The organism is Albidovulum aestuarii, from assembly GCF_029961185.1.
Lineage (GTDB): Bacteria > Pseudomonadota > Alphaproteobacteria > Rhodobacterales > Rhodobacteraceae > Albidovulum > Albidovulum aestuarii.
Genome location: NZ_JASBQQ010000006.1, coordinates 1 through 23,549, shown reverse-complemented (window position 1 = coordinate 23,549; position 23,549 = coordinate 1). Strand labels below are relative to the sequence as shown.

General features: G+C 62.9%; 30 protein-coding genes, 1 tRNA gene and 1 riboswitch. Of the genes, 21 read left to right on the top strand and 10 right to left on the bottom strand.

All coding sequences use genetic code 11. The annotated features are described in order from the left end of the window. Together QKW60_RS13890 and cobJ are read left to right on the top strand one after the other, a co-directional pair. On the top strand, positions 1–717 hold the full coding sequence (locus QKW60_RS13890) for a precorrin-2 C(20)-methyltransferase (RefSeq protein WP_282369524.1): 717 nt from the start codon (positions 1–3) through the stop codon (positions 715–717). Beyond that, positions 714–1,448, top strand: a complete 735-nt coding sequence (gene cobJ / locus QKW60_RS13885) for a precorrin-3B C(17)-methyltransferase (RefSeq protein ID WP_282369522.1) — start codon at positions 714–716, stop codon at positions 1,446–1,448. The genes QKW60_RS13890 and cobJ overlap by 4 nt, the downstream gene beginning before the upstream one ends. Here cobJ and QKW60_RS13880 read toward each other — a convergent pair. Further along, a complete protein-coding gene (locus QKW60_RS13880) occupies positions 1,424–2,173 on the bottom strand; it encodes a cobalt-precorrin-6A reductase (protein WP_282369520.1) in 750 nt (249 codons plus the stop codon). The two genes, cobJ and QKW60_RS13880, sit on opposite strands and share 25 nt — an antisense overlap. Here QKW60_RS13880 and cbiE point away from each other — a divergent pair. From cbiE to cobF, 9 genes are all read left to right on the top strand, one after another. Beyond that, positions 2,172–3,359 carry a precorrin-6y C5,15-methyltransferase (decarboxylating) subunit CbiE gene (gene cbiE, locus QKW60_RS13875; RefSeq protein ID WP_282369518.1) on the top strand — a complete coding sequence of 396 codons (1,188 nt, stop codon included), beginning with the start codon at positions 2,172–2,174 and terminating at the stop codon, positions 3,357–3,359. The genes QKW60_RS13880 and cbiE overlap by 2 nt on opposite strands. Beyond that, on the top strand, positions 3,356–3,718 hold the full coding sequence (locus QKW60_RS13870; protein ID WP_282369517.1) for a cobalamin biosynthesis protein: 363 nt from the start codon (positions 3,356–3,358) through the stop codon (positions 3,716–3,718). Before cbiE ends, QKW60_RS13870 begins: the two co-directional genes overlap by 4 nt. After that, positions 3,715–4,500, top strand: a complete 786-nt coding sequence (cobM, locus tag QKW60_RS13865; protein WP_282369515.1) for a precorrin-4 C(11)-methyltransferase — start codon at positions 3,715–3,717, stop codon at positions 4,498–4,500. The genes QKW60_RS13870 and cobM overlap by 4 nt, the downstream gene beginning before the upstream one ends. 102 nt (positions 4,501–4,602) lie before the next feature. Further along, the gene (locus QKW60_RS13860; protein ID WP_282369514.1) at positions 4,603–5,913 is read left to right on the top strand and encodes a cobyrinic acid a,c-diamide synthase CobB; all 1,311 of its coding nucleotides are present in this window, start codon (positions 4,603–4,605) and stop codon (positions 5,911–5,913) included. Beyond that, positions 5,910–6,632, top strand: coding sequence for a uroporphyrinogen-III C-methyltransferase (gene cobA, locus QKW60_RS13855; protein WP_282369513.1), 723 nt, complete (start codon positions 5,910–5,912; stop codon positions 6,630–6,632). Before QKW60_RS13860 ends, cobA begins: the two co-directional genes overlap by 4 nt. Then, positions 6,629–6,946: a DUF1636 domain-containing protein gene (locus tag QKW60_RS13850; RefSeq protein WP_282369512.1), complete on the top strand. Its 318-nt coding sequence runs from the start codon at positions 6,629–6,631 to the stop codon at positions 6,944–6,946. The genes cobA and QKW60_RS13850 overlap by 4 nt, the downstream gene beginning before the upstream one ends. A 60-nt stretch (positions 6,947–7,006) precedes the next feature. Continuing rightward, positions 7,007–7,223: riboswitch (cobalamin riboswitch) on the top strand. 34 nt (positions 7,224–7,257) lie between these two features. Continuing rightward, complete coding sequence (locus tag QKW60_RS13845) at positions 7,258–7,428, top strand: CbtB domain-containing protein (protein WP_263739917.1); 171 nt, start codon at positions 7,258–7,260, stop codon at positions 7,426–7,428. 21 nt (positions 7,429–7,449) lie between these two features. Continuing rightward, positions 7,450–8,175 (top strand): CbtA family protein, encoded by a 726-nt coding sequence (locus QKW60_RS13840; protein ID WP_282369511.1) that lies wholly within the window; start codon positions 7,450–7,452, stop codon positions 8,173–8,175. Between the two features lie 70 nt (positions 8,176–8,245). Continuing rightward, a complete protein-coding gene (cobF, locus tag QKW60_RS13835; protein WP_282369510.1) occupies positions 8,246–8,998 on the top strand; it encodes a precorrin-6A synthase (deacetylating) in 753 nt (250 codons plus the stop codon). A 4-nt stretch (positions 8,999–9,002) separates the two neighbouring features. Here cobF and QKW60_RS13830 read toward each other — a convergent pair whose 3' ends face one another. Continuing rightward, entirely contained in the window at positions 9,003–10,037 is a 1,035-nt protein-coding gene (locus QKW60_RS13830) for a LacI family DNA-binding transcriptional regulator (protein WP_282369509.1), read from the bottom strand. Positions 10,038–10,251: 214 nt separating this feature from the next. Between QKW60_RS13830 and QKW60_RS13825 the strand changes: the two genes are divergently transcribed. Beyond that, positions 10,252–10,806: an ActR/PrrA/RegA family redox response regulator transcription factor gene (locus QKW60_RS13825; protein WP_282369508.1), complete on the top strand. Its 555-nt coding sequence runs from the start codon at positions 10,252–10,254 to the stop codon at positions 10,804–10,806. 94 nt (positions 10,807–10,900) lie between these two features. Continuing rightward, positions 10,901–11,215: an H-NS histone family protein gene (locus QKW60_RS13820; protein WP_282369507.1), complete on the top strand. Its 315-nt coding sequence runs from the start codon at positions 10,901–10,903 to the stop codon at positions 11,213–11,215. On the opposite strand, the gene QKW60_RS13815 is transcribed toward QKW60_RS13820, so the two are convergent. Next, positions 11,212–12,093, bottom strand: a complete 882-nt coding sequence (locus tag QKW60_RS13815) for a LysR family transcriptional regulator (protein ID WP_282369506.1) — start codon at positions 12,091–12,093, stop codon at positions 11,212–11,214. The genes QKW60_RS13820 and QKW60_RS13815 overlap by 4 nt on opposite strands. A gap of 97 nt (positions 12,094–12,190) precedes the next feature. Between QKW60_RS13815 and QKW60_RS13810 the strand changes: the two genes are divergently transcribed. Further along, complete coding sequence (locus tag QKW60_RS13810) at positions 12,191–12,406, top strand: hypothetical protein (protein ID WP_282369505.1); 216 nt, start codon at positions 12,191–12,193, stop codon at positions 12,404–12,406. Here QKW60_RS13810 and QKW60_RS13805 read toward each other — a convergent pair. Continuing rightward, entirely contained in the window at positions 12,395–12,994 is a 600-nt protein-coding gene (locus tag QKW60_RS13805) for an HD domain-containing protein (protein ID WP_282369504.1), read from the bottom strand. The genes QKW60_RS13810 and QKW60_RS13805 overlap by 12 nt on opposite strands. A gap of 115 nt (positions 12,995–13,109) precedes the next feature. On the opposite strand from QKW60_RS13805, the gene QKW60_RS13800 reads away from it, so the two are divergent. The 3 genes from QKW60_RS13800 (at position 13,110) to QKW60_RS13790 (ending at position 15,506) form a co-directional block, all read left to right on the top strand. After that, positions 13,110–13,532, top strand: a complete 423-nt coding sequence (locus tag QKW60_RS13800; protein WP_282369503.1) for a hypothetical protein — start codon at positions 13,110–13,112, stop codon at positions 13,530–13,532. A gap of 32 nt (positions 13,533–13,564) precedes the next feature. After that, entirely contained in the window at positions 13,565–14,995 is a 1,431-nt protein-coding gene (gene ahcY / locus QKW60_RS13795; protein ID WP_419762686.1) for an adenosylhomocysteinase, read from the top strand. Between the two features lie 169 nt (positions 14,996–15,164). Beyond that, positions 15,165–15,506 (top strand): DUF2853 family protein, encoded by a 342-nt coding sequence (locus tag QKW60_RS13790; RefSeq protein ID WP_282369501.1) that lies wholly within the window; start codon positions 15,165–15,167, stop codon positions 15,504–15,506. 216 nt (positions 15,507–15,722) lie between these two features. Here the strand turns inward: QKW60_RS13790 and QKW60_RS13785 are convergent, their stop codons facing one another. The 5 genes from QKW60_RS13785 to tsaD are packed head-to-tail and all read right to left on the bottom strand — an operon-like array spanning position 15,723 to position 18,916. Beyond that, positions 15,723–16,115, bottom strand: coding sequence for a DUF1761 domain-containing protein (locus tag QKW60_RS13785; protein ID WP_282369500.1), 393 nt, complete (start codon positions 16,113–16,115; stop codon positions 15,723–15,725). 59 nt (positions 16,116–16,174) lie between these two features. Then, positions 16,175–16,588, bottom strand: coding sequence for an EVE domain-containing protein (locus tag QKW60_RS13780; protein ID WP_282369499.1), 414 nt, complete (start codon positions 16,586–16,588; stop codon positions 16,175–16,177). Further along, a complete protein-coding gene (locus QKW60_RS13775; protein WP_282369497.1) occupies positions 16,588–16,857 on the bottom strand; it encodes a YciI family protein in 270 nt (89 codons plus the stop codon). The genes QKW60_RS13780 and QKW60_RS13775 overlap by 1 nt, the downstream gene beginning before the upstream one ends. 2 nt (positions 16,858–16,859) lie before the next feature. After that, positions 16,860–17,825, bottom strand: a complete 966-nt coding sequence (locus QKW60_RS13770) for an NAD(P)H-dependent glycerol-3-phosphate dehydrogenase (protein ID WP_282369496.1) — start codon at positions 17,823–17,825, stop codon at positions 16,860–16,862. Next, positions 17,822–18,916 (bottom strand): tRNA (adenosine(37)-N6)-threonylcarbamoyltransferase complex transferase subunit TsaD, encoded by a 1,095-nt coding sequence (gene tsaD, locus QKW60_RS13765; RefSeq protein ID WP_282369495.1) that lies wholly within the window; start codon positions 18,914–18,916, stop codon positions 17,822–17,824. The genes QKW60_RS13770 and tsaD overlap by 4 nt, the downstream gene beginning before the upstream one ends. Before the next feature lie 72 nt (positions 18,917–18,988). Here tsaD and QKW60_RS13760 point away from each other — a divergent pair, with 72 nt between their 5' ends. The 4 genes from QKW60_RS13760 to QKW60_RS13745 all read left to right on the top strand — a co-directional run bounded on the left by QKW60_RS13760 (position 18,989) and on the right by QKW60_RS13745 (position 22,934). Further along, positions 18,989–19,711, top strand: a complete 723-nt coding sequence (locus tag QKW60_RS13760) for a uroporphyrinogen-III synthase (protein WP_282369494.1) — start codon at positions 18,989–18,991, stop codon at positions 19,709–19,711. Between the two features lie 82 nt (positions 19,712–19,793). Then, a complete protein-coding gene (locus QKW60_RS13755) occupies positions 19,794–21,185 on the top strand; it encodes a COG4223 family protein (RefSeq protein WP_282369493.1) in 1,392 nt (463 codons plus the stop codon). 7 nt (positions 21,186–21,192) lie between these two features. Continuing rightward, positions 21,193–22,680: a heme biosynthesis protein HemY gene (locus QKW60_RS13750; protein ID WP_282369491.1), complete on the top strand. Its 1,488-nt coding sequence runs from the start codon at positions 21,193–21,195 to the stop codon at positions 22,678–22,680. Positions 22,681–22,858: 178 nt separating this feature from the next. Then, positions 22,859–22,934, top strand: a tRNA-Thr gene (locus QKW60_RS13745). A 16-nt stretch (positions 22,935–22,950) separates the two neighbouring features. On the opposite strand, the gene QKW60_RS13740 is transcribed toward QKW60_RS13745, so the two are convergent. Then, entirely contained in the window at positions 22,951–23,439 is a 489-nt protein-coding gene (locus QKW60_RS13740; protein WP_282369490.1) for a hypothetical protein, read from the bottom strand. Positions 23,440–23,549: the final 110 nt, after the last annotated feature.

Here is a 23,549-nt window from a genome sequence, read left to right as displayed (position 1 = left end):
ATGGGCAAGGTCATCTGCGTCGGCCTCGGTCCTGGCGACCCCGATCTGATGAGTGTGAAGGCCGACCGGCTTGTGCGCTCTTCGACCCATATCGCCTATTTCCGCAAGGCGGGCTATGAGGGCCAGGCGCGCAAGATCGTCAATGGCATGTTGCGCCCGGATGCCATCGAATATCCGATGGAATACCCGGTGACGACCGAAATCCATTTCTCCGATCCCGAATACAACCGGGTGATGGCGGAGTTCTACGAGGTCTGGGCCGAAAAATTGGCCGTTTTGGCCGAAACAGAGACGGTTCTGGTCCTCTGCGAGGGCGATCCGTTCTTCTATGGCAGCTTCATGCATCTCTACACGCGGCTGCGCGAAGCCAGCACCGTGGAGGTCATTCCCGGCATCACCGGCATGTCCGGCTGCTGGACCGCGACCGGCGAGCCGATCACCTGGGGCGATGACGTGCTGACCGTGGTGACGGCGACGATGGGCGAGGAGGAACTGACCCGCCGCATCCGCGACACCGATGCTTTGGTGGTGATGAAGATCGGCCGCAATCTGGACAAGCTGAAGCGTTGCCTGACCGCTGCCGGGCGGCTGGAGACCGCCTGGCTGGTGGAACGCGGCACGATGACCGACCAGCGCGTTCATCGGATCAGCGAGGCGCCCGCCAAGGTACCCTATTTCTCCATCGCGGTGGTGCACGGACAGGGGCGGCGGCCATGAGCGGTTGGATCGCGGTTGCGGGCCTTGGCCCGGGGGACGAGGCGCTTGTGACCGATGAGGTCCGCGCGGCCCTCGCCGGGGCAACCGATGTGGTCGGCTACATTCCCTATGTCGCCCGCGTGGCCCCGCGCGAGGGGCTGACCCTGCACCCGTCCGATAACCGGGTGGAACTGGACCGCGCCGGTCATGCGCTCGACATGGCGGCGGAGGGCAAGCGGGTGGTAATCGTCTCCTCCGGCGATCCCGGCGTCTTTGCCATGGCGTCCGCGCTTTTCGAGGCGCTGGAACAGCGCCCGGACCCCGGGATCTACGACATCCGTATTCTGCCCGGCATCACCGCGATGCTGGCCGCCGCCGCGCGGCTTGGGGCGCCTCTGGGCCACGACTTCTGCGCGATTAATCTTTCGGACAATCTCAAGCCGTGGGATCTGGTCGAACACCGCCTGCGCCTCGCGGTGCAGGCCGGGTTCGCCATGGCCTTCTACAACCCGCGCTCCAAAAGCCGCCCGCATCAATTCGCCCGCGCGCTGGAGATCCTGCGCGAAGAGGCGGGCGGCGAAACGCTGATTTCCTTCGCCCGCGCCGTCACGACACCGGATGAGGCGCTGAACACCGTGACGCTTGCCGAGGCAACGCCTGAGATGGCCGACATGCGCACGGTCGTGATCGTCGGCAACCGCGACACGCGCCGTATCGGCCGCTTCGTCTATACGCCGAGGTCGGCGCGGTGAGCGAGAAAGGCCATAACCTCCGCCACGCTCCGCGCGGTGCGGCGCGGCGGCAGGGCTGGCCGGTCGATCAGGATCACCGGCAGGCCGAGGCTGCGCGCGGCATCGAGCTTGGCCCGCGCCCCGCTGCCGCCCGAGTTCTTCGCCACGATCAGGTTCACCCGGCGGGATTTCAGCAGCTTCCGGTCGCCATCCTCTGTGAAGGGGCCGCGCGCGATCACCGCCTCGGCATCCGGCAGGGGCAGCTTGCCCTGCGGCGCATCGACCAGCCGCAGGACGTAGTGATGCCAGGGCTTCACGGCGAAAGCCCCAAGGTTCTGGCGGCCGATGGCGAGGAAAATGCACGAGGGTTCCTCGGGCAAAGCGGCGACCGCACCGGCGAGGTCGGGGACATGGGTCCAATCATCACCCTCGCCCGCTTCCCACGGCTTACGCTCGAAGGCGCAAAGCGGCGTGTTCGTGTCTGCACAGGCAGAAATTGCATTCCGGCTCATCTGAGCCGCGAAGGGATGGGTCGCATCTACCACATGGGTTATGCTTTCAGCGCTCAGATAGGCAGCAAGGCCGTCAGCGCCGCCAAAGCCGCCGACTCGGGTCGGCAGCGGCTGTTCGACGGGGGTATCGGTGCGCCCGGCATAGGAAAAGACCGCGTCCACCCTATGGGTGGCGAAATGACGGGACAACTGGCTCGCCTCGCTGGTGCCGCCGAGAAGAAGGACGCGCGTCATGTCTGATCCGTGGTTGACGATCATTGGTCTGGGCGCAGATGGTCATGCCGGGCTTTCCGATGCAAGTCGTGTCGCGCTGGACACGGCCGAAATCATCTTTGGCGGGCCGCGGCATCTGGAACTGGTCGGTGCGGGTTCGCGTGGCCGGGAATGGCCGGTGCCGCTCAAAATAGACCCTGTTTTGGCGGAAAAGAGCAGAAAAGTCGTAGTTCTGGCCTCAGGCGATCCGTTCTGGTTCGGCGCGGGCGGGTCGCTGTCTGCGCATCTTTCGTCCGGCGAATGGGTGTCGCATCCGGCGCCCTCGACCTTTGCGCTGGCCGCGTCGCGACTGGGCTGGCGGTTGGAAGAGGCGATTTGCCTTGGCCTTCACGCCGCCCCGTTCGAACGGTTGGTCCCGGTTCTGGCACGTGGGGTGCGGGCGATCTGTCTGCTGCGGGACGGGGCGGCGGTGACGGCGCTGGCCGACTGGCTGGTGACAAAGGGGTTCGGGGCGTCGCACGTGACGGTGCTGGAATCGCTCGGCGGGCCTTCGGAACGCATCCGCGCGGCAACTGCGGAGGGGTTCGACATCGCAGACGCCGCCTATCCGGTCGCGGTGGCGATTGCCGCTGAGGGAGCGGCGGGCCTGCCGCGTGCCTCGGGCCTACCGGATGAACTCTTCGCCTCGGACGGGGTGATGACCAAGCGTCCGGTCCGGGCGCTGACGCTGTCGGCGCTGGCGCCGGGTCCGGGTGAGGTGCTGTGGGATCTGGGCGCGGGCTCGGGGTCGGTCGCGGTCGAATGGTGCCTTGCCGCAGCCGGGGCGCGGGCCGAGGCCGTGGAAAGCCGGGCGGACCGAGCGGCCAATGTGCGGGCGAATGCGACGGCCTTCGGGATCGGCCACCGGCTGAAGGTGACAGAGGCGGATTGGCCCGCCGCCTTGGCAGACCTGCCGAAACCGGATGCGGTTTTCATCGGCGGCGGGGCGAATTCGGCTCGAATAGAGACTGTATGGACAGCGATGCCCGAAGGCTCGCGGCTGGTCGTCAACGCGGTGACGATCGAGTCCGAGGCCTTGCTGGCCCGTTACCATGCCGAAAAGGGCGGCAGTCTGATGCGGATCGAGATTGCCAGCGCGGCGCCGCTAGGCCGCCTGCGCGGCTGGGAACCGGCGCGGCCCGTGGTGCAGTGGAGTGTCACCAGATGAGGGTTGCGGGGATCGGATTTCGCGGGGCGGCGACCGTGGCCTCGCTCATGGATGCGCTGGAACGCGCGGGCGGCGGGGCAGAGCTGTTGGCGAGCGCTTCGGTCAAGGTCGATGCGCCGGTGGCGCAGGCTTTGGCCGCCGAACTGGGGCTTGTGATCTGCGGTTTTGGACGTGAGGCACTGGCGGCAGAAGTGGTGCTGACACAATCGGCGAAAGTGGCCGAACGCTTTGGCACGGGATCGGTGGCCGAGGCGGCGGCTCTGGCTGCCGCCGGGCCGGGGGCACGGCTTCTGGGGCCGCGTGTGGTATCTGGCGACGGGCTGGCCACGGCCGCCATCGCAATGGGGAGAGACGAATGACTGTGCATTTCATCGGCGCCGGACCGGGCGCCCCCGACCTTCTGACACTGCGCGGCCGCGACCTGATCGCGTCTTGCCCGGTCTGTCTCTATGCCGGATCTTTGGTGCCCGAGGCGGTGCTGGGCCATTGCCCCGAGGGGGCGAAAATTGTCAATACGGCCCCCTTGTCACTCGATGAGATCATTGCCGAGATCAGCGCGGCGCATGAGGCGGGCCATGATGTGGCGCGGCTGCATTCGGGGGACCTGTCGGTCTGGTCGGCGATGGGTGAGCAGCTGCGCCGGTTGCGTGAGCTGGATATTCCCTATGACGTGACGCCGGGCGTGCCGTCTTTCGCTGCGGGCGCGGCGGCTTTGGGCGCGGAACTGACCCTGCCGGGCGTGGTGCAGTCGGTCGTGCTGACCCGGACCTCGGGCCGGGCGACCTCTATGCCACCGGGCGAGACGCTGGAAAACTTCGCCCGGACCGGCGCGGTGCTGGCGATCCATCTGTCTGTCCATGTGCTGGAGAAGGTGGTGGCCGAGCTGACCCCGCATTACGGTGCCGACTGCCCGGTCGCGGTGATCTGGCGGGCAAGCTGGCCCGATCAGCGCATCGTGCGGGCGACTTTGGAGACGCTGGAAACGGCGGTCGGCACCGAGATGGAGCGCACGGCGCTGATCTTTGTCGGCCGCTCCATCGGTGCGGAAGATTTTGACGAAAGCAGGCTCTATGCGGGCGATTACGATCGCCGTTATAGGCCCGTCGGTACTGATCCGCGCTTTCCGGAGACGGGGACGTGACCCCTTTGATTTCGTCCCGCCTGGGGCGGGCCGACCGAAGCGGGGGGCTGTCTGCCCCCCGTACCCCCCGAGAGTATTTCCAGACAGAAAGTGGGAGGCGTGGTGATACCTGACGGGCTGATCATTTCTGCTCCTGCGTCGGGGACCGGCAAGACGACGCTAATGCTGGGGCTTCTGGGGGCGTTCCGGGCTGCCGGACTTGAGGTGCAGCCCTTCAAGTCCGGGCCGGACTATATAGACCCTGCTTTTCACCGCGCAGCGTCAGGCCGGTTTTCAGTGAACCTTGATACCTGGGCGATGGGCGAAGACCGGATTTCCGGGCTTATCGGGGCGGCGGATGGCGCCGATCTGGTGCTGGCCGAGGGCTCGATGGGGCTTTTTGACGGGGTCGCGCAGGCCGGCGAATCCGGCACCGGCGCCTCGGCGGATCTTTCGGCGCTGACCGGCTGGCCGGTCGTGCTGGTTCTGGATGTGTCGGGTCAGGCACAGTCGGCCGCCGCCGTGGCGCTTGGGTTTTCGCAGATGCGGCAGGATGTGAGCGTGGCGGGGGTGGTGCTGAACCGCGTCGCCTCGCCCCGGCATGAGGCCCTGGTGCGGGTGGGGATGGAAGCGGTGGGCATCCGTGTCTTTGGAGCCTTGCCGCGCCGGGCCTCGATCGAAGTGCCGGAGCGGCATCTGGGGCTGGTGCAGGCCGAAGAGACGCCGGAACTGGACCGGATCATCGCCGACGCGGCTGAGTTCGTGGCGGCGCATGTCGATCTTGACGCAATACGGGTGGCCGCAGCTGGCACGCGGCTCGTCGGCTCTGGACCGGTTGCGGTCATACCTCCGGGGCAACGGATTGCCTTGGCCCGCGATGCTGCGTTCTCCTTCGTCTACCCGCATCTTCTCGACGGCTGGCGGGCGGCGGGGGCTGAGATTCTGCCGTTCTCGCCGCTGGCCGATGAAGCGCCGGATGAGAGTGCTGATTGCTGCTGGCTACCGGGTGGATATCCAGAACTGCATGGTGGTGAACTGGCAGCGGCAGCGCGGTTTCGGCAAGGTTTGAGACAGTTCTCCGAAACCCGGCCAGTGCATGGCGAATGCGGTGGCTACATGGCCATGGGGGCCGCGATCATCGACCGTGAAGGTGTGCGGCATGAAATGGCCGGGCTGTTAGGTCTCGTCACCTCATACGAGAAACGCAAGATGCATCTCGGTTACCGCTTGGCCGAACTGTCCGCGCCCGTGCCCGGGCACGGGCCGGGCGCGCGGCTGCGTGGCCATGAATTTCACTACTCGACGATTCTCGACCAGCCCGATATGGCGCTGGCGCGGGTCGTCGATGCGAATGGCGATACCGTGCCCGAAACCGGGTCGCGCCGGGGCCATGCCACCGGCACCTTCTTTCATCTGATCGCGGAGGCGACATGACGGGGTTCGTGAGTTTCGTGTCATCCGGGCCCGGCGATCCGGAACTCCTGACGCTAAAGGCGGTCGATCGGTTGCAAAGGGCCGATGCGGTCCTGTTCGACGATCTCTCCTCTGGCCCGATCCTTGCCAAGGCGCGCGAGGGGGCGGATATGGTCGGCGTCGGCAAGCGCGCTGGCCGCGCCTCGCCCAAGCAGGACCATGTGAGCCGCCTTCTGGTCGACTATGCGAAATCCGGCGCGAGGGTTGTGCGATTAAAATCCGGCGATAGCGGGCTGTTCGGTCGGCTGGAAGAAGAGATCATCGCCTGCCGCGAGGCAGGGATCGATTATGAGATCATCCCCGGCGTGACCTCGGCCATGGCAGCGGCGGCGGCGGCGGGTATCCCACTGACGCGGCGACTGACGGCGCGGCGGGTGCAATTCGTGACCGGGCACGACGTGACGGGCGCCTTGCCGGAGGACCTGAACCTTGCCGCCCTTGCCGATCCGACGGCGACGACCGTGATCTTCATGGGCAAGCGCACGTTCGCCGAACTGGCACACCGGTTGCAGGGGGCGGGCATGTCGGCTGAAACTCCGGCACTTCTGGCCGAAAGCGTCTCTACGCCTGCGGAAATGATCGTACGTGGCACACTGGCAACGATGGAGGCTCTGATCGCCGAAGAGGCGGCCGATGGTCCGGCGCTGATCCTGCTCGGGCCCTTGGCCGAGGGACGATGAGCGGCGTTACCGTCACTGTCTGCCGCTCCTGCCCAGCGGGGCAGAGCGGATTGGCCAAACGCATGCGGGCGGCAATCGGCAACAATGCGGACCTGCAAGAGGTCGACTGCATGTCGGGCTGTATGCGACCCTCGACGGTCTCGTTCCGGGCGGCAGGCAAGACGGCCTACCTTTTCGGAGAAATTACCGAAGCGGATATCCCGAATCTTGTGGTCTTTCTGCGGCTCTATTCCGCATCGCAGGACGGCAATCTTGCCGATGCGCGCCCGCTCGGGTCGCTGCGGGAAAAGGCGATCGCGCGCATTCCGGGTTGAAAGGTCGCAATCCGCACCCTTCATGGCGTTAATCCGCCTTGACCGGACGGCATGCTTGCTGGCACATGGGATATGCATGGTGTCCGACAGGCGCAAAGCGTCCGGACCGAAACGGGAATGGGGAAGGGTGGACCAAAGGCGGCACCCAAAGCCCCAACCGCCCCCGCGACTGTGAGCGGCGAGCGGCTTTCCAACGGCCACTGGGGGTCATCTCCGGGAAGGCGGAAAGCTGTGAAGACCCGCAAGTCAGGAGACCGGCCATGCGTGAAGGCAACGCGAACGCCGTCGGGTGTGACGGCAAGGAGAGAAAGATGAACGCGCTGAACCAAACCGCCGCCAAGACCTCCACGGGTCTCATGTCCATTCTGTTCGTGGCCCTGATCGGCGCCACCGTGATGTTCGTCGCGGGCCATGCCCAGTCGGCGACGCTGCACGACGCCGCGCATGACATGCGCCACGCGACCGGGTTCCCCTGCCACTAAGGCGGGCTGACGGTCCAACTGATGATTCAACGTATGCTGGCCGGCGGGCTGATCGCCGGCTTTGCAGCGGGGTTGCTTGGCGCCCTGCTGCATTTCGCATTCGTGCAGGAGTTGATCCTTCTGGGCGAAGAATATGAAACGGGTGCGCTGGTGCATTTCGCCGGGGTTGGCGAGGGCACTGCCGAAGCAGGCCACGACCACGCAGAGGGTGAGGGCGCGCAAGATCACACCGACGAAGGGGGCGATGGCTCGGCCCTGATGCGCAACGGGCTCACGGTGCTGTTCACCGGGCTGATCTATGCGGGTTATGGCCTGATATTGGTCGCGGGCTTTGCGCTCGCCGAGCATTTTGGCCGCCAGATCAGGGCGCAGGACGGTATCCTCTGGGGAATCGGGGCCTTTGTCGCGTTCCAGCTTGCCCCGGCCATGGGGCTTGCGCCGGAACTGCCGGGCACCATTGCCGCCGATCTTGGCGCGCGACAGGTTTGGTGGTGGGGCACGGTCCTTGCCACGGGAACCGGTCTTGCCCTGCTGGCTTACGGCCGGAACCTATTGGTTTGGGTGGTCGCGGGCGCCCTGCTTGCTGCTCCCCACGTTATCGGGGCGCCTGAGCTGGGTGAGTTCTTCGGCTCAGCCCCACCGGAGGTTGCTGCCGCATTTTCCGCCCGCGTGTTGGGAGTCGGTCTGGCGGTCTGGGCAGTGATGGGCTGGCTCGCCGGGCGGATCTGGGCGCGAGACACGGCCTGAGTCTTGCCGAAGTAAACTAAGTGGCCCCGTGCGATGGACTCGCGCGGGGCCTTCTGCCATCTGGGGGATCATGATCGAGCTTCTTCTCATCGGTATCGGTACGGGCAATCCCGATCACCTGACGCTTCAGGCGGTCAAGGCGCTGAATTCGGCCGATCTGATTCTCATCCCCCGAAAGGGTGAGGCGAAAGAGGATCTGGCCGAACTCAGACGTTCGATCTGCGCCGAGGTTGTGACCAACCCGGCTACGCGGTTCGTCGAATTCGACCTGCCTGTGCGCGACCCGGCGATTGCCGATTACCGGGCGCGGGTCGATGCCTGGCACGATGCGATCGCGGAGGTCTGGACAGAGACTATTCAGGCGGAAATCGGCAATTCAGGTCGCGTTGCGCTGCTGGTTTGGGGCGATCCGTCGCTTTACGACAGCACGCTGAGAATCGCGGGTCGGGTCGAGAGGACCCTGCCAATGCGGATGACCGTAATCCCCGGCATCACCTCGCTTCAGGCGCTGACAGCCGCCCATGCGATCCCGATCAACGAGATTGGCGCGCCCTTTACCGTGACGACCGGGCGGCGCTTGCGCGATGAAGGCTGGCCGGAGGGAGTTGATACGCTCGCGATCATGCTCGACGGCGAATGTTCGTTCCAGTCAATCGCACCGGAGGGCGTCGATATCTGGTGGGGCGCCTATGTCGGTATGGAAGAGCAGATCATTCTGGCGGGGCCGCTTAGCGACATGGCCGACCGGATCGTGACGACCAGGGTCGAAGCGCGCGCCCGGCACGGCTGGATCATGGATATCTATATCCTGCGCCGGGGCTGACCGGTCACTTCCGGCGGATCGTGTCGCCGGGTTCAAGAACCGGCGTCAGTTCGACCCGTTCCCCGCCAACAAGTCCGGTTTCCGACCGTCCGGCGACGATGGCGGCTGCACGGCGACCGATTTCGTGGCGGCAGGCATCCATGGTCGCGAGTTTGCGCGGCAGACCATCCAAGAGATCGACACCATTGAAGCCTGCCAACCCGATCTGGCCCGGCACATCGATGCCTTTTTCCAGGCAGTAGAGCAGCCCGCCCGCCCCGATCATGTCGTTCGAATAATAGATGAAATCGAGTTCGGGATTGCGCGCGAGGATCGCCTCGGTCATCTCGCGCCCTTTTTGCAAGGCAGAACCGCCGGAATAAAACTCACGATCGGCCAATTCGATTCCGGCCTCTGCCAATCCGGCCTCAAACCCTTCAAGCCGTTTCCGCGCCCGGTGGTCGTAGGGCATCTTGGTGCCAAGGAAGCCGATCTTCCGATAGCCTTCCTTGACGATGGCGCGGGCCATCTCAAGCCCCGCGCGCTTATGCGAAATACCGACGACGGAATCGACCGGGTTGCCGTCGACATCCATGATCTCAACAATCGGAATGCCAGCGTTTTCGAGCATCGCACGGGCGGCTTCGGTATGCTCCAGGCCAGCCACGATCACGCCGGTTGGACGCCATGACAGCATCTCATAGAGCACCGCCTCTTCCTTTTCGGCGGAATAGTTGGTGACACCGAAAACCGGTTGCAGGCCGGTTTCTTCCAATTCTGCGGAAATACCGCTGAGGACATCGGGAAAGACAAGGTTCGACAGCGACGGGATAATCACGGCGACGAGGTTCACACGCTGTGAGGCAAGGGCGCCCGCGATCTTGTTCGGCACGTAACCGAGCGCTTTGGCGGCCTCAAGCACCTTTTCCCGCGTGGCTGGTGATACGTCGCCGCGATTGCGCAACACCCGGCTAACGGTCATTTCGGATACCCCGGACGCCTCGGAAACGTCGCGTAAGGTCAAGGTTCTGCGTGGTTCAGCGAGGCCGTTATTGGTCACCAGATATCCCCGGAATGTTTGCCTTGTTCCTGATTAGCGTCAAAGATTCCGGTTGTCCAAGCAAACGCACCGCCGCGCTGTTTAGCGCTAACCGCCGATGATCCATACGTGTCGGACGCGTTCGGAGAATGGTGCCTGTCCTCCGACACGTCTTGAAATTGACCCACGCCACGCAACACCTTAGAACCGTTGTAAACTTGACGAGGGGACATCAATGGCCGAGGACGAATTTGCCGAACTGGGATCGGACCGGACACTGCTTCTGGTCGATGACGATGCCCCCTTCGTGAATCGGCTTGCGCGCGCAATGGAAAAGCGCGGCTTCTTGCCGGAAACCGCTGAAAGCGTGGCCGAAGGGCGGGCCAAGGCCGAGGCGCGCCCACCCGCCTTCGCGGTCGTCGATCTTCGGCTTGGCGATGGCAACGGGCTCGATGTTGTTGAAACCCTACGCGAACGGCGTCCCGATTGCCGTGTCGTGGTGCTGACAGGGTATGGCGCCATCGCAACCGCTGTCGCGGCCGTTAAAATCGGTGCGGTGGATTACCTGTCGAAACCAGCCGATGCCGACGATGTCATGAATGCCCTGTTATCGCGCGACGATATGCTTCCACCGCCACCGGAAAACCCGATGTCGGCCGATCGCGTCCGCTGGGAACATATTCAACGGGTCTACGAGTTGTGCGACCGCAATATTTCGGAAACTGCACGCAGGTTGAGCATGCACCGGCGGACCTTGCAGCGGATATTGGCGAAACGTAGCCCAAAATAACGTCAAAATATTAAAAATACGCAGAGCCCCTTGCATCACCACGTGCACGGGTTTTATCTGGCTACGCCAATTCGCGATAAAAAGGAATGCAGCCGTGAAAATCGACCTGACTTCAATGTCGCTGAAAGACCTGAAGGATCTTCAGAAACAGGTGGCGCGTCAGATTGAAGGGTTCGAAGAGCGTAAAAAGCGCGAAGCGCTTGCTGTTATTGAAGAAAAAGCCAAAGCGCTCGGGTTTTCATTGAATGAACTCGTCGGAGTGACGACGGTTCGCAAAAGAAAACCGGCCAAGCCGAAATACGCCAATCCCGCCAACAAGTCTGAAACCTGGACCGGCCGCGGCCGCAAACCGCGTTGGGTCGAAGCTGCGCTTAAAGCCGGTAAAAAACTGGACGATCTGGCGATTTAAACGCTGTCCCGCAACCAGCGGATGAATAGCCGGGCCGGCCGGCGGATCGGCCCGGGCGGGGTAACTATGTAATATCCCGGATTGTCTTCGTCCGAGTCGAATACGACACGCAGCGCACCCGATTTTAGATCCTCCTCGATCAGCGCGGCACTGGTAATATGAAGCCCGTAGCCCTGCCGCGCGGCGGACAAAGCCAGTTCTTCACTCGCAAACTCGGTGATGTTCAGGTCGGCCGGATCCAGGCCCAGACAACAATCAATCCAGTTGCGCTGTTCCGGCCAGTCGGGTTCCAGAACCCAGGGTAGCCCGGCCATCACAGACCGGTCGACGGGACCTGCTGAGCCGACGATCCTTGGCGCGCCGACCACAACGTAACGTGCGGAGGTCAGGTATTCGGCCTCCACCCCCGGCCAGTTGCCCAACCCAAAACGTATCCCAAGGTCGATCCGGTCGCGCCGAAGATCCAGCACTTTTGCATCCGGCCTTAGAGAGATCGGAACCTCCGCATGCTTGCTCCAGAATTGACCGAGGCGGGGCATAAGCCAGTTTGTCGCGAAGGTGGGTGTCACGGTGATGGTGACGGGGCGGTCTTCGCCTCCCGCCATCAGCGCCGAAATGGTCGTCTGAATCGTGCCGAACCCTTCGTTCAATGCCGATGCGAGTTGTGCGCCCTCCGGCGTGACGGCGAGCTTACGACCATCTCGGTTTACCAGCGCAAAACCAAGAAAGGCTTCCAGCGCGCGGACCTGCTGCGACACGGCCGCATGCGTGACATTCAGGGATCGCCCCGCCGCGCTGAACCCGCCGAGCCGTACTGTAGCTTCAAAGGCCCGGAGTGCCGGCAGAGGCGGATAATGAAGCCAGTCTATCTGATCCATGTGTAACTCAAGCTACCATATATGAAATCCTTCTGACTCTCAGATTACCGTAAAACCGCTTATTCATAAGACATGAAATTCAGATGGAGATAGAAAAATGTTAACGACACTGGCAGACACCTTCAGAATCGCCACCTTCCAGCACCGGCCGACCGACACGAAGCGGCACTGCGTCGATCCGGCAGAGGAAATTCGCAAGCTACGCTTTGAGGTGCGTCACCTCGATGACCGCCTTCTGCGCGATATCGGCCTCGACCCAAATGATTTCGATGCCGACGAATGCCCGCCGGTCTGGCGGTGGTTACCCCGGTAGGCATTCGGCCATGAGGCCGGCATGCTTTTCAAGAAAGGCCGCGCGCACCTCCGCCGGTGCGCGCGGTGCGATTGTCAGTCCCGCAATCGCCTGTTCCGGCGCGCCGAAATACTTGTCGGCTTCGCGCCGGGTAAAGCCCGCGATCTGAACCGCCTCCAGCCAGGCCGATATACGATCCGCGCGCTTGATCTTCTTCTTGATCGCAACAGGTAACGCCGCCGGTAGGCCAAAGCGCAGATGGATCGCCGCCGTCAGCCGTTCGTCCAGCGCGCCATATCCAGGACCGACCGCAGCTTTCACCGGGCTTATCATGTCCCCGATCACGTATTCAGGTGCGTCATGCAGAAGCGCGGCCAGCCGCCAGCGGGCCGGTGCATCGGGATTGTCGCGGGTGAAGAGCTCTTCCACCAAAAGTGAGTGTTCCGCAACCGAATAGGGCCAGTCCCCCACCGTCTGACCGTTCCAGCGCGCCACGAAGGCGAGGCCATGGGCGATGTCCTCAATCTCGATATCCATCGGCGTCGGGTCGAGCAGGTCGAGCCTTCGACCGGAAAGCATGCGTTGCCACGCGCGAGCGGGTTTCTTCATCGCCGTCCTCCATCAGCCGAGACCTATGCCGGACCGCCGCAGGAGTAAACCGGCCGGTTGGAACCCGGACGCAACTCGCACGTTATCGGATGCGGTCTGACCGGAAGGAGGCACAATGAAACGCATCATCATAGCGTCACTGTTTGTCAGCGCTGCCGGGATCGCGGTGGCCGCAATACCTTTGGCAAATGATCCCACAGAATCTTTCAAAGGACCGTCCGCGCTGCCGACTGTGCCGAACAATCTGAGTGTCTACGAAATGATCGAAGCGACCGGTGACAATCAGGATATCGCCGAACCTTATTGCGACACGCATGCCACACTGACCGGCAAACTCTATTACGACTTTTACGAAACGCTCGAAGACACTGCCGAACTGGGTGACGGACGCCGACTGGAGATGTGGCGGTCGGATATGCTCGGCACTTGGACGCGCGTCTTTGTGCGCTCGGACGGTATCGCCTGCGTCGCGGGAACGGGAACATTCGATGGTTCAGGCGGCGTACCGATGGATATGATCGAACAGCAAGGCGCGTGATCGCGCCGCTGTGTTGCTCCGGCCTCATCCCAATGATAAGCGGGCTGGCGAAGCAAAGGAGCAACGCCGTGCCCAAGGATTATATCGTCAGAGACATCAACCTCGCGTCCTACGGCCGCAAGGAACTTGATATCGCCGAAACCGAAATGCCGGGCCTGATGGCTCTGCGCGAAGAGTTCGGAACCGCGAAGCCGCTGAAAGGTGCGCGGATCGCCGGGTCGCTGCACATGACGATCCAGACGGCAGTTCTGATCGAGACGCTGACTGCCCTTGGCGCCGATGTCCGGTGGGCGTCGTGCAACATTTTCTCGACCCAGGATCACGCGGCCGCCGCGATCGCCGAAAGCGGCGTGCCGGTCTTTGCCATCAAGGGCGAGACGCTGGAGGATTACTGGGCGTACACCGACAAGATCTTCCAATTCCCCGAAGGCACGGCCAACATGATCCTCGACGATGGCGGGGACGCGACGCTCTACATCCTGATGGGTGCGCGGGTCGAGGCGGGCGAAACCGGCCTGATCGAAACGCCGGGTTCGGAAGAAGAGGTCTGCCTCTTCAACCAGATCAAGAAGCGGCTAGCTGAAAGCCCAGGCTGGTTCACCAAGCAGCGCGACGCGATCAAGGGCGTTTCGGAAGAAACCACCACCGGCGTGCATCGCCTTTATGACCTGCACAAAAAGGGCCTGCTGCCCTTCCCCGCGATCAACGTGAACGATTCCGTCACCAAGTCTAAATTCGACAACAAGTATGGCTGCAAGGAATCGCTCGTCGACGGCATCCGTCGCGCCACCGACACGATGATGGCGGGCAAGGTCGCGGTGGTCTGCGGTTATGGCGACGTCGGCAAGGGGTCGGCCGCGTCTCTGCGTGGCGCGGGCGCCCGCGTTAAAGTGACCGAGGTCGACCCGATCTGTGCGCTTCAGGCCGCGATGGACGGGTACGAAGTGGTTGTGCTTGAGGATGTTGTCGACAGCGCAGACATCTTCATCACCACGACAGGCAACAAGGACGTCATCCGCATCGAGCATATGCGCGAGATGAAGGACATGGCGATCGTCGGCAATATCGGCCATTTCGACAATGAGATTCAGGTGGCGAGCCTGAAGAACCACAAATGGACGAACATCAAGGACCAGGTGGACATGATCGAGATGCCCTCGGGCGCGCGGATCATCCTGCTGTCCGAAGGTCGCCTTCTGAACCTCGGCAACGCCACGGGTCACCCCAGCTTCGTGATGTCGGCCTCGTTCACCAATCAGGTTCTGGCGCAAATCGAACTTTGGACAAAGGGTGCGGAATACAATCCCGGTGTCTATATCCTGCCCAAGCATCTCGACGAAAAAGTCGCCCGCCTGCATCTCGCACGGATCGGTGTCAAACTGACCGAACTGCGGCAAGATCAGGCCGACTATATCGGCGTGGCGGTGGCCGGGCCTTACAAATCTGATCACTACCGCTATTGAATTCGCTTCCCCTCCGGGGGAGCTTTCGGCGGAAATTCCCCTCGATACTGACGCCCCGCCGGGTTTTCCTTTACCCGGCGGGGCGTTTCGTCGTTTACTTCGCCCCGTTCGGGACCGTCCTGGGGGCGGCCTGCATTTTGAGACCCAAATTGTGACAGTGGAGGGACCTGTGGGCAAAAGAGACGAACTGATCGCGAAATACGCGGACGACCTGAAGAGCAAATGCGGCATGACGCCGGACATGGCGCTTTTGACGAAGGTGACGATCGGCTGCGGCCCGTCGATCTACGATGCCGACGCCTCGACTGTGGCGGCCGGTCAGGACAGCGAACTTGAGACGGTGAAGAACAATTTCCTGATCAAGAAGCTGGGCCTTAAGGACGGTCCGCAGCTCATGGCGGCGATCAACTCGGTGATCGACACCTACGGCCGGTCCGAGCGCAACAAGTATCGCGCCGTCGTCTACTACATGCTGGTGAAGCATTTCGGCAAGGAATCGGTCTACGTATGACGCGTCGACGGGCTGGATGTTAACGGCCCGTTTCTATAACGTGCTGATTTTGAATGGAATTGTTGGGAAGCTTTTCTTGCGCGAATCCGGCGCGAGGGCTAGCTTGATCTCAACAAGGCCAGTATGGCCGAGACCTTTTCAGTTTCACGCGTGGTGCGAAGGGAGCACGTGGGGTGGCAAAGGGTCCCGGTTGGGTGGCCGGGACCCTTTGTATTTTCAGAAAAATGACAAAACCGTACCGATGATTGTGCAGCCGAAGACGGCATAGCCGCCGTCGATATAGGTCAGAGTCTTCGGTCGGTCGGAATAGGCGTAATTGGTGACGATCCACGGCAGGGCGATGAATGCGCCAAAGCCGAACCCGCCGACCAGCCCGGCGCCGATCGTCTCGATCCCCGCCATACCGAAGACATGCCGCATCATGCCGGCAACGATCAGCATCGCGATCCCGGCGATAATGAACGGTGCCGCGCTTTTGTTGGCAGGTTTGCCATCAGGATCCACGGCGATTCCCGAGGCGGCGATCCACTGCTTCGCCCATTTCATGTACCAGAAAGCTCCGAACGCATAAGCTGCAGCGCCGGCCACGATCACACTGATGAGTTCCATGGCGTTCCCCTTTGAAGATCGCAACGTAAGATGATCATGCCGCTGATTTTCAATTCGGTCTACAGTCCGCCAAGCTCCCGGATCAGCTTCCATTCTGCCTCTGTCACCGGCTGAACCGACAGGCGCGAATTTTTCACCAGCACCATTTCGGCCAGACGGGGATCGGCCTTGATCTCGTCCAGCGTGACAGGACGATTCAGGGGCTCCACGGCCTTGATGTCCACGCAGTCCCAGCGCGGATCGTCGGTGGTCGAGTCCGGATGGCTGAGCGCACAGACCTCAACCACACCCACGACGGCTTTGCCGATGTTGGAGTGGTAGAAAAACCCCCTGTCGCCGATCTTCATCGCCCGCATGTTGTTGCGAGCCTGATAGTTCCTGACGCCATTCCATTCTTCGCCTCCGTCCCCTTTCGCGACCTGCTGGTCCCAGCTCCAGGTGTCGGGTTCGGATTTAAAAAGCCAGTAAGACATCAGCCGATCACCTTCTTCCATTCGGTCACAGTAACGCTTTCAAAGAGCCCCGCTGCCTTATAGGGGTCGCCCGCCGCCCAGGCCTCGGCCGCCGCAAGGTCGTCGGTCTCCAGCACGATCAGCGACCCGCACATCGCGCCGTTTTCGATGAAGGGCCCGGCCATCGCGACAATTCCGGTTTCCTTGATATAGGCCAGATGCGCGTCGCGGGTATCGAGACGGGTCTGAAGGTGGCCGGGCTTGTCGCGGCAGATGACGGCGTAGAGCATGTTCATTCCTTTCTGAGCGGGCGGGACAGAAGCGCACTGACGGCTTCGGCCACAGTGATTTTCCGATCGACAAGGGCACCGACCATATTCGCGATGGGCATGTCAATTCCACGCTTTTCCGCCAGAACAGACACTGCTTTTGCTGTCGCAGCACCTTCCACGGTGGTCGAGGGATCGAACGCCTCTCCCTTGCCGAGCGCATGGCCGAAGCGGAAGTTGCGGGACTGGGTAGAGGTGCAGGTAAGTACGAGGTCGCCGAATCCCGAGAGGCCGGATAGCGTGTCTGCCCGCGCGCCAAGCGCCAGCGCCAGACGGTTCATCTCGGCGAAGCCGCGGGTCATCAACGCGGCGCGTGCGCTGTCGCCGAGCCCCGCCCCCATGACGACGCCCGCCGCAATGGCGACCACGTTCTTCAGCGCCCCGCCAAGCTCCGCTCCGACCGTGTCGGAGGTGCGGTAAAGCCTGAGCACCGGAGTGGACAGTGCCCCCTGCAGTTCTGCCCCCCGCGCATCGTCACCGCAGGCAAGGGTCAGCGCGGTCGGCAAGCCCCGTGCGATATCGGCGGCGAAACTAGGCCCGGTGAGGATTGCTGGCATCGCATTCGGGCAGGCTTCGCCGATGATCTGCGTTGGCCCCCTGCCCGAGGCAAGGTCAATCCCCTTGGCGCAGCCGATCAACGCGCGCCCGTCCAATGCAGCCCTGTGCTGGATCAGAAGCCCCGCCATCTGCTGCATCGGCACCGCCAGAAGCAGGGATTCAGCCTGCGAGACGGACGCGATTTCCGCAGAAACAGACACTGTTTCGGGCAAATCGACACCCGGCAAACGCCGTTCATTCCGGCGTTCGGTCTGAAGCCGGGCCGCCTGATCCCGGTCGCGCGCCCAGAGCCCGACCTCCCGCCCCTCGCGCGCCAATGCAACCGCCAGCGCCGTGCCAAAGGCTCCCGCCCCCAGAACCCCGATCTTCATGCCTTGGCCCCCTTCTTGCCCGAACCGAGCAACGCCGGTTGTGACGTATCAAGTGGCCAGCGCGGCCGGGCGGCAAGGTCCATCCCGTCGAAAAGACCCAGCCGGAACCGCTCGATCCCCGCCCAGGCGATCATCGCCGCGTTGTCGGTGCAAAGTGCCAGAGGCGGAGCGACGAATTTCAGGCCGGCCGCGGCGCAAACAGTCTCTAATCCGGCCCGAATATCCGCATTTGCCGCCACGCCGCCAGAGACGGCCAGCACCGGTTCAGCGGGGTCCAATGTCAGGTACTCGGCGATGGCCCGGCGCGATTTTTCGGCCAGCACGTCGGCGACCGCAGCCTGAAAACCGGCGCAAAGATCAGCGCGGTCCGGCACCGTCAACCCGCCCCTTTCGGCCATCACAGCATCCCGCGTCCGCAAAAGCGCGGTCTTGAGGCCGGAAAAGGACATGTCGCAGCCCGTCCGATCAAGCAGCGGGCGTGGAAAGGCAAACCGCGTGGGATCGCCACCCTGCGCAGCGCGTTCCACCTCGGGTCCTCCCGGCTGCGGCAGGCCGAGCAGCTTGGCGGTCTTGTCAAACGCCTCGCCCGGCGCGTCGTCGATCGTGCCGCCAAGGCGGGTGAAGCTGTCGGGGCCATGCGCGATCAGGAACTGGCAATGCCCGCCGGAGACCAGCAGCATCAGATAGGGAAAGGCCAGACTATCGGTCAGCCGCGGCGTCAGCGCGTGCCCGGCCAGATGATTGACCCCGATCAGAGGCAGCCCGGTTCCGGCGGCGAGCCCCTTGGCGCACATGACGCCCGACAAAACCCCGCCGATCAGACCCGGCCCCGCAGTCACTGCGATGGCATCCATTGCCGACAGAGCCAATCCGGCCGCTGCCAGCGCTTCTTCCACACAGAGGTCGATCTTTTCAGCATGGGCGCGAGCGGCGATCTCGGGCACGACTCCACCGAACGCGGCGTGCAAAGCCGTCTGACCATAGACGACCGACGACAGGATCTGCCCCTGCCCATCCGCCAGCCGGACAACCGCCGCTGCCGTATCGTCGCAGCTGCTCTCAAGGCCCAGCACTGTTATCGTCTCGTTCATGGCTCTGCCGGTTGCGTGAGGCTCCATGGGCAGGTAACACCGGGAAAGATGCCGCACAATCCCGGGGGGATTTTGGACCAGACCCGCCCGACCCTTCTGCTGACCCGGCCAGAGGAGCAGTCGCGCCACTTCGCGCAGGCGTTCCGGGACCGGTTCGGGGCGGATTGGCCCGTTGTAGTGTCGCCACTGACGGATATCCGCACGCGCGATCCTGGCCCCATACCGCCCGAAACCGATGGTATCATCTTCACCTCGCAGAACGCGGTGACCGCCTATGCCGGACTGACCCACAGGCGCAATGCAATCGCATGGTGCGTCGGCAGCCGAACGGCAGAGGCTGCGCGGTCCGCCGGTTTTTCGGTGCAGATTGGCACCGGCGATGCGGCCGGGCTGGTGAACGCGATCAAGGCCGCAAATGGCGGAAAGCGATATCTGTTTGCACGCGGAGTTCATGTTGCCCGGGATGTTGCAGCCGAGCTGAATTCAGCTGGAATTGAGACTGTTTCACTTGTCATATACGAACAACTTACCCTGACCCCTACGCCACAGGCCGTAACACTTCTTGCGTCCCCAGCGCCGGTTCTTCTGCCGCTCTTTTCACCGCGTTCAACGCTGATCGCCGCGGAACGCTTTGGCGGTTGTGCCGCCCACCTCCGTATCGCCGCAATGAGCGAGGCAGTGGCCAAGGCCGTGGCGGCTTTGAACCCTGAGGTCGTCCAGATCGCCGCCCATCCGGACGGATCTTCAATGCTCGACACACTCGCCGCGCTTATTGACGCACCGAACATAGCTTGAGAGCACGGGCCCCGGCGTCTAAGCTAAGTCTACGGGGCTGCTGCCAATCCTCCATCGCTTTGAATTGAAAAAGGAATACTCCGTGGCACGTTCAAGAAAGAAAACATCCGACTCGGCCACGGATACCGAAAAAGGTGATGCGGTCGAAGGAACTGCCGTGAACACGGGGGCAGAGACGCCCACCGAACCACCTGTTTCAGACGCAGAGGGTGAAGCGCCGGACAGCTCCGCAACCGTCATCGAGAACGAGGCACCCTCTGATGAGGAGGTTGGCCCGGACGCCGATCTCACCACCGAGGAGGACGTTGCCCGCCCAGATGTGATCGAAACCAGTCCTGAATCCAGCTCGGAACCTTTTGACCCTGCGCCCGAAATCGTCGCACCGGCCATTTCGGAAGCCGCAGCACCGGCGACGCGCAGCAGTTTCGGGGCAATGGTGCTCGGCGGTGTTGTAGCCGCCGGGCTTGGCGCGGCGGGGTCGGCTTTCGTTCTGCAGCGCTACTGGGCGCCAGCGGACACTACCGCCGAGCAACTGGCCGCGATCGCGGCCGACGCGAGGGTTCAGACCGATCGTATCGCTGCGCTGAGCGCCGAGATTGCGGCCATCCGGTCAGATCCGGCCGTTCAGACCGCAGTAGATGCACAGGCCGCCTTTGCAGAGCAGACCGGGCAGGACCTGCAAGCCCTTCGTGGGATACTGGACGCCATGGCGGCCCGGCTCGACACCGAATCACAGCGCCTTGCAGCCGTCGATGACCGCCTTGCGGAGATTGAGAAACGTCCCGTTGAAGGCGGTGCGGCGTCGGCGTCGGCTCTCGAAGCATTCGGGCGCGAGATGGAGGCTCTTCGCGCCGAAATCGCGGCGCAAAAGGCCGATACAACTGCTGCTCAGGAACAAATCGCGGCCGCGGCCAGCTCGGCCACTGAACGTATCGAAGCGGCTGAAGAGGAAACGGCGCGACTTCACGCGGAAGCCGCCGATGCAGCCCGCCTTGCCCAGGCAAGAGCCGCCATCGGACGTTTGCAGGCTGCACTCGACAGCGGAAAATCGCTGGAAGAGGGTCTGGCCGATCTGAAGGCAGCAGGTGTCGCGCCGCCACAGGTGCTTGTTGATCAGGCCCAGGGCGTGCCAAGTCTGGCGGCGCTGCGCGACGGCTATCCATCGGCAGCGCGGGCTGCGCTTTCGGCGTCGCTGAAAGAAACGGCGGGGGGCGGTACGATGGAGCGCATCACAGCGTTCCTGCGCAGCCAGTCCGGTGCGCGATCCCTCAGCCCACGCGCAGGAGACGATCCCGACGCCGTGCTATCCCGTGCAGAGGCGGCCCTTGGCGCAGGTGACCTTGCCACAGCGGTCAGTGAGGTCGGAATGTTGCCGGAGGCAGGTCAGACGCATATGGCGGAATGGCTGGCTCTGGTGGAGCGTCGGATGGCTGCTGTCGATGCGGTGGCTGCACTTGCGAGTGAAATGAAGTGAGGGCGACATGATCTGGTCTTTCATCAAGATCGTACTTTTCGTCGCCGCAGTCGCGGCGCTGACGCTTGCGATCGGGCATCTGACCGAAACCGGTAGCGGGATCCGCATGTCGTTTGGCAACATGGAATTCACGCTCGGCCCGGTCCAGGCGATCGTCGCGTTTCTGCTGCTGCTCGTCGCGATGTGGCTGCTTCTGAAGGTCCTTGGCCTCCTCGTCGCCGTGCTGCGTTTTCTGAACGGCGATGAGACGGCGGTCAGCCGCTACCTCGACCGTAATCGTGAACGCAAGGGCTTTCAGGCGCTGGCCGACGGGCTGATGGCGCTGGCTTCGGGCGAGGGCCGCGTCGCCATCTCACAAGCGACCAAGGCCGAAAAGTATCTGCAGCGACCGGAACTGACCAATCTGATCATGGCGCAGGCGGCCGAACTTGCGGGCGACAGCCGGAAGGCGGGTGAGGTCTACAAACGCCTTCTGGCCGATGACCGCACCCGTTTCGTCGGCGTGCGCGGCCTGATGATGCAAAAACTGTCCGAAGGCGACACCGACACCGCACTGAAACTTGCGCAAAAGGCGTTTTCCCTGAAACCCAAACACGAGGGCGTTCAGGACACGCTGTTGCAGCTTCAGGCATCGGCCGGTGACTGGAAGGGCGCCCGGCAGGTCATCGGGACCAAGTTGAAACAGGGTCTCTTGCCGCGCGATGTGCATCGCCGCCGCGACGCGGTTCTGGCGCTGCAGGAGGCGCGGGAAGTCTTCTCGGATGAGGCGACAATCGAGGCCCGCGAGGCGGCGATCGAAGCGAACCGCCTCTCACCCGACCTGATCCCGGCCGCAGTCCTCGCCGCGCGCAGCTACATACAGGGCGGCAAGCCCAAGAACGCTGTCAGGGTGTTGAAAAAGGCATGGTCGGCACAACCGCATCCGGACCTTGCTGCGGCCTTCGCCGAGATCGCACCGGATGAAACCGCGGCCCAGCGCCTTAAGCGGTTCGAGGCGCTCCTCTCTACCACCCCGGATCACCAGGAATCCCGTCTCCTGCGGGCTGAGTTGAATATCGCGGCAGAAGACTTCCCCGCCGCGCGCCGCGCGCTTGGCGATCTGGCCGAAACCCATCCGACCTCCCGCAGCCTGACGATCATGGCGGCCATCGCGCGGGGCGAGGGCGAGGATGACGCGCTGGTGCGGGGCTGGCTGACCCGGGCACTTACCGCAAGCAGGGGCCCGCAATGGATCTGCGACAAGTGCCACGCCGTTCATGCGGACTGGACCCCGACCTGCGACAATTGCGGTGGTTTTGACACGCTGAGCTGGCGCGAGTCCGCACAGGCGTCAGCCCCGATGCCGAACGGCGCAGACATGCTTCCGCTGATCGTCGGGAAACCGTCCGGCGGGAACGCAGAACTGACCGGGGAACCGTCAGATGGATCGGATGCCGAGCCCGAGGAGGACATCCTGATCCTCGATGAAGAGGTCGGTCAAAAAGCCCGAAATTAGGGCTACACACCCGGGCCCGATGATGCTATCAGCCCGCCACCAGGCCGCTGTAGCTCAGCTGGTAGAGCACGTCATTCGTAATTAGCGGGTCCGCTCGCAAACTACGTTTGAGACCAGTTGGTTAGGCGCGGCACGCGGTAACTAGTAGGGCCATAGTAGGGCCGTGACAGAGAAGGATGCCGGTGTAGCTCAGCTGGTAGAGCACGTCATTCGTAATGATGGGGTCGGGGGTTCGAGTCCCTTCACCGGCACCATCCTTCTCAAGAATACCTACGCGAGAGCCTCTCTCAAGAAACTATGTGTGCGCTCACGTTGCGCCTCTTCTTCCAGGCCACGCAGCAGTAAAGAAGCAACCCCTTCCTTCAAGCGGCCAATGCTGGGTAAGGCTTCTAAGCTGCATGCGCTTCGGTATCGCACCAAACCTGCCTTCAGGTCTTCGATGCTATCCAAGTTGTAGCCAAGCTGTCGTAGGAATTCTCCCATATCTACCAGCCAGTCCTTGAACTCAGCCTTTAGACTTTCCTTCAAACGAAGTAGAATCTGGAATACTCGATCCCAATTTGCGACGACCGGTGTGTCTGGAATCAAATTCACCCTCCAGATCTGTTGTCCTCCAGGACCACCCAGAACTTCACTATCTTCCAGAGAAAAACCGGCTACTACGTCACCATAGGGATCAAGACAACCGAGCCTATTGCCCTCACCATCGTGCAAAATATCCAGCGCCAGCTTGTAGGACGAATTACACCGATCGCCCATCGGGGCTAAGTTTCTAAGGTTGACGCCACAAAAGGTGGACTTGCCCGGCTTTGGTGGAGAGCGTTTAGCTCACTTCCCGGGCCTTTCGCTCGAAGGCGATGGGGCTCTGG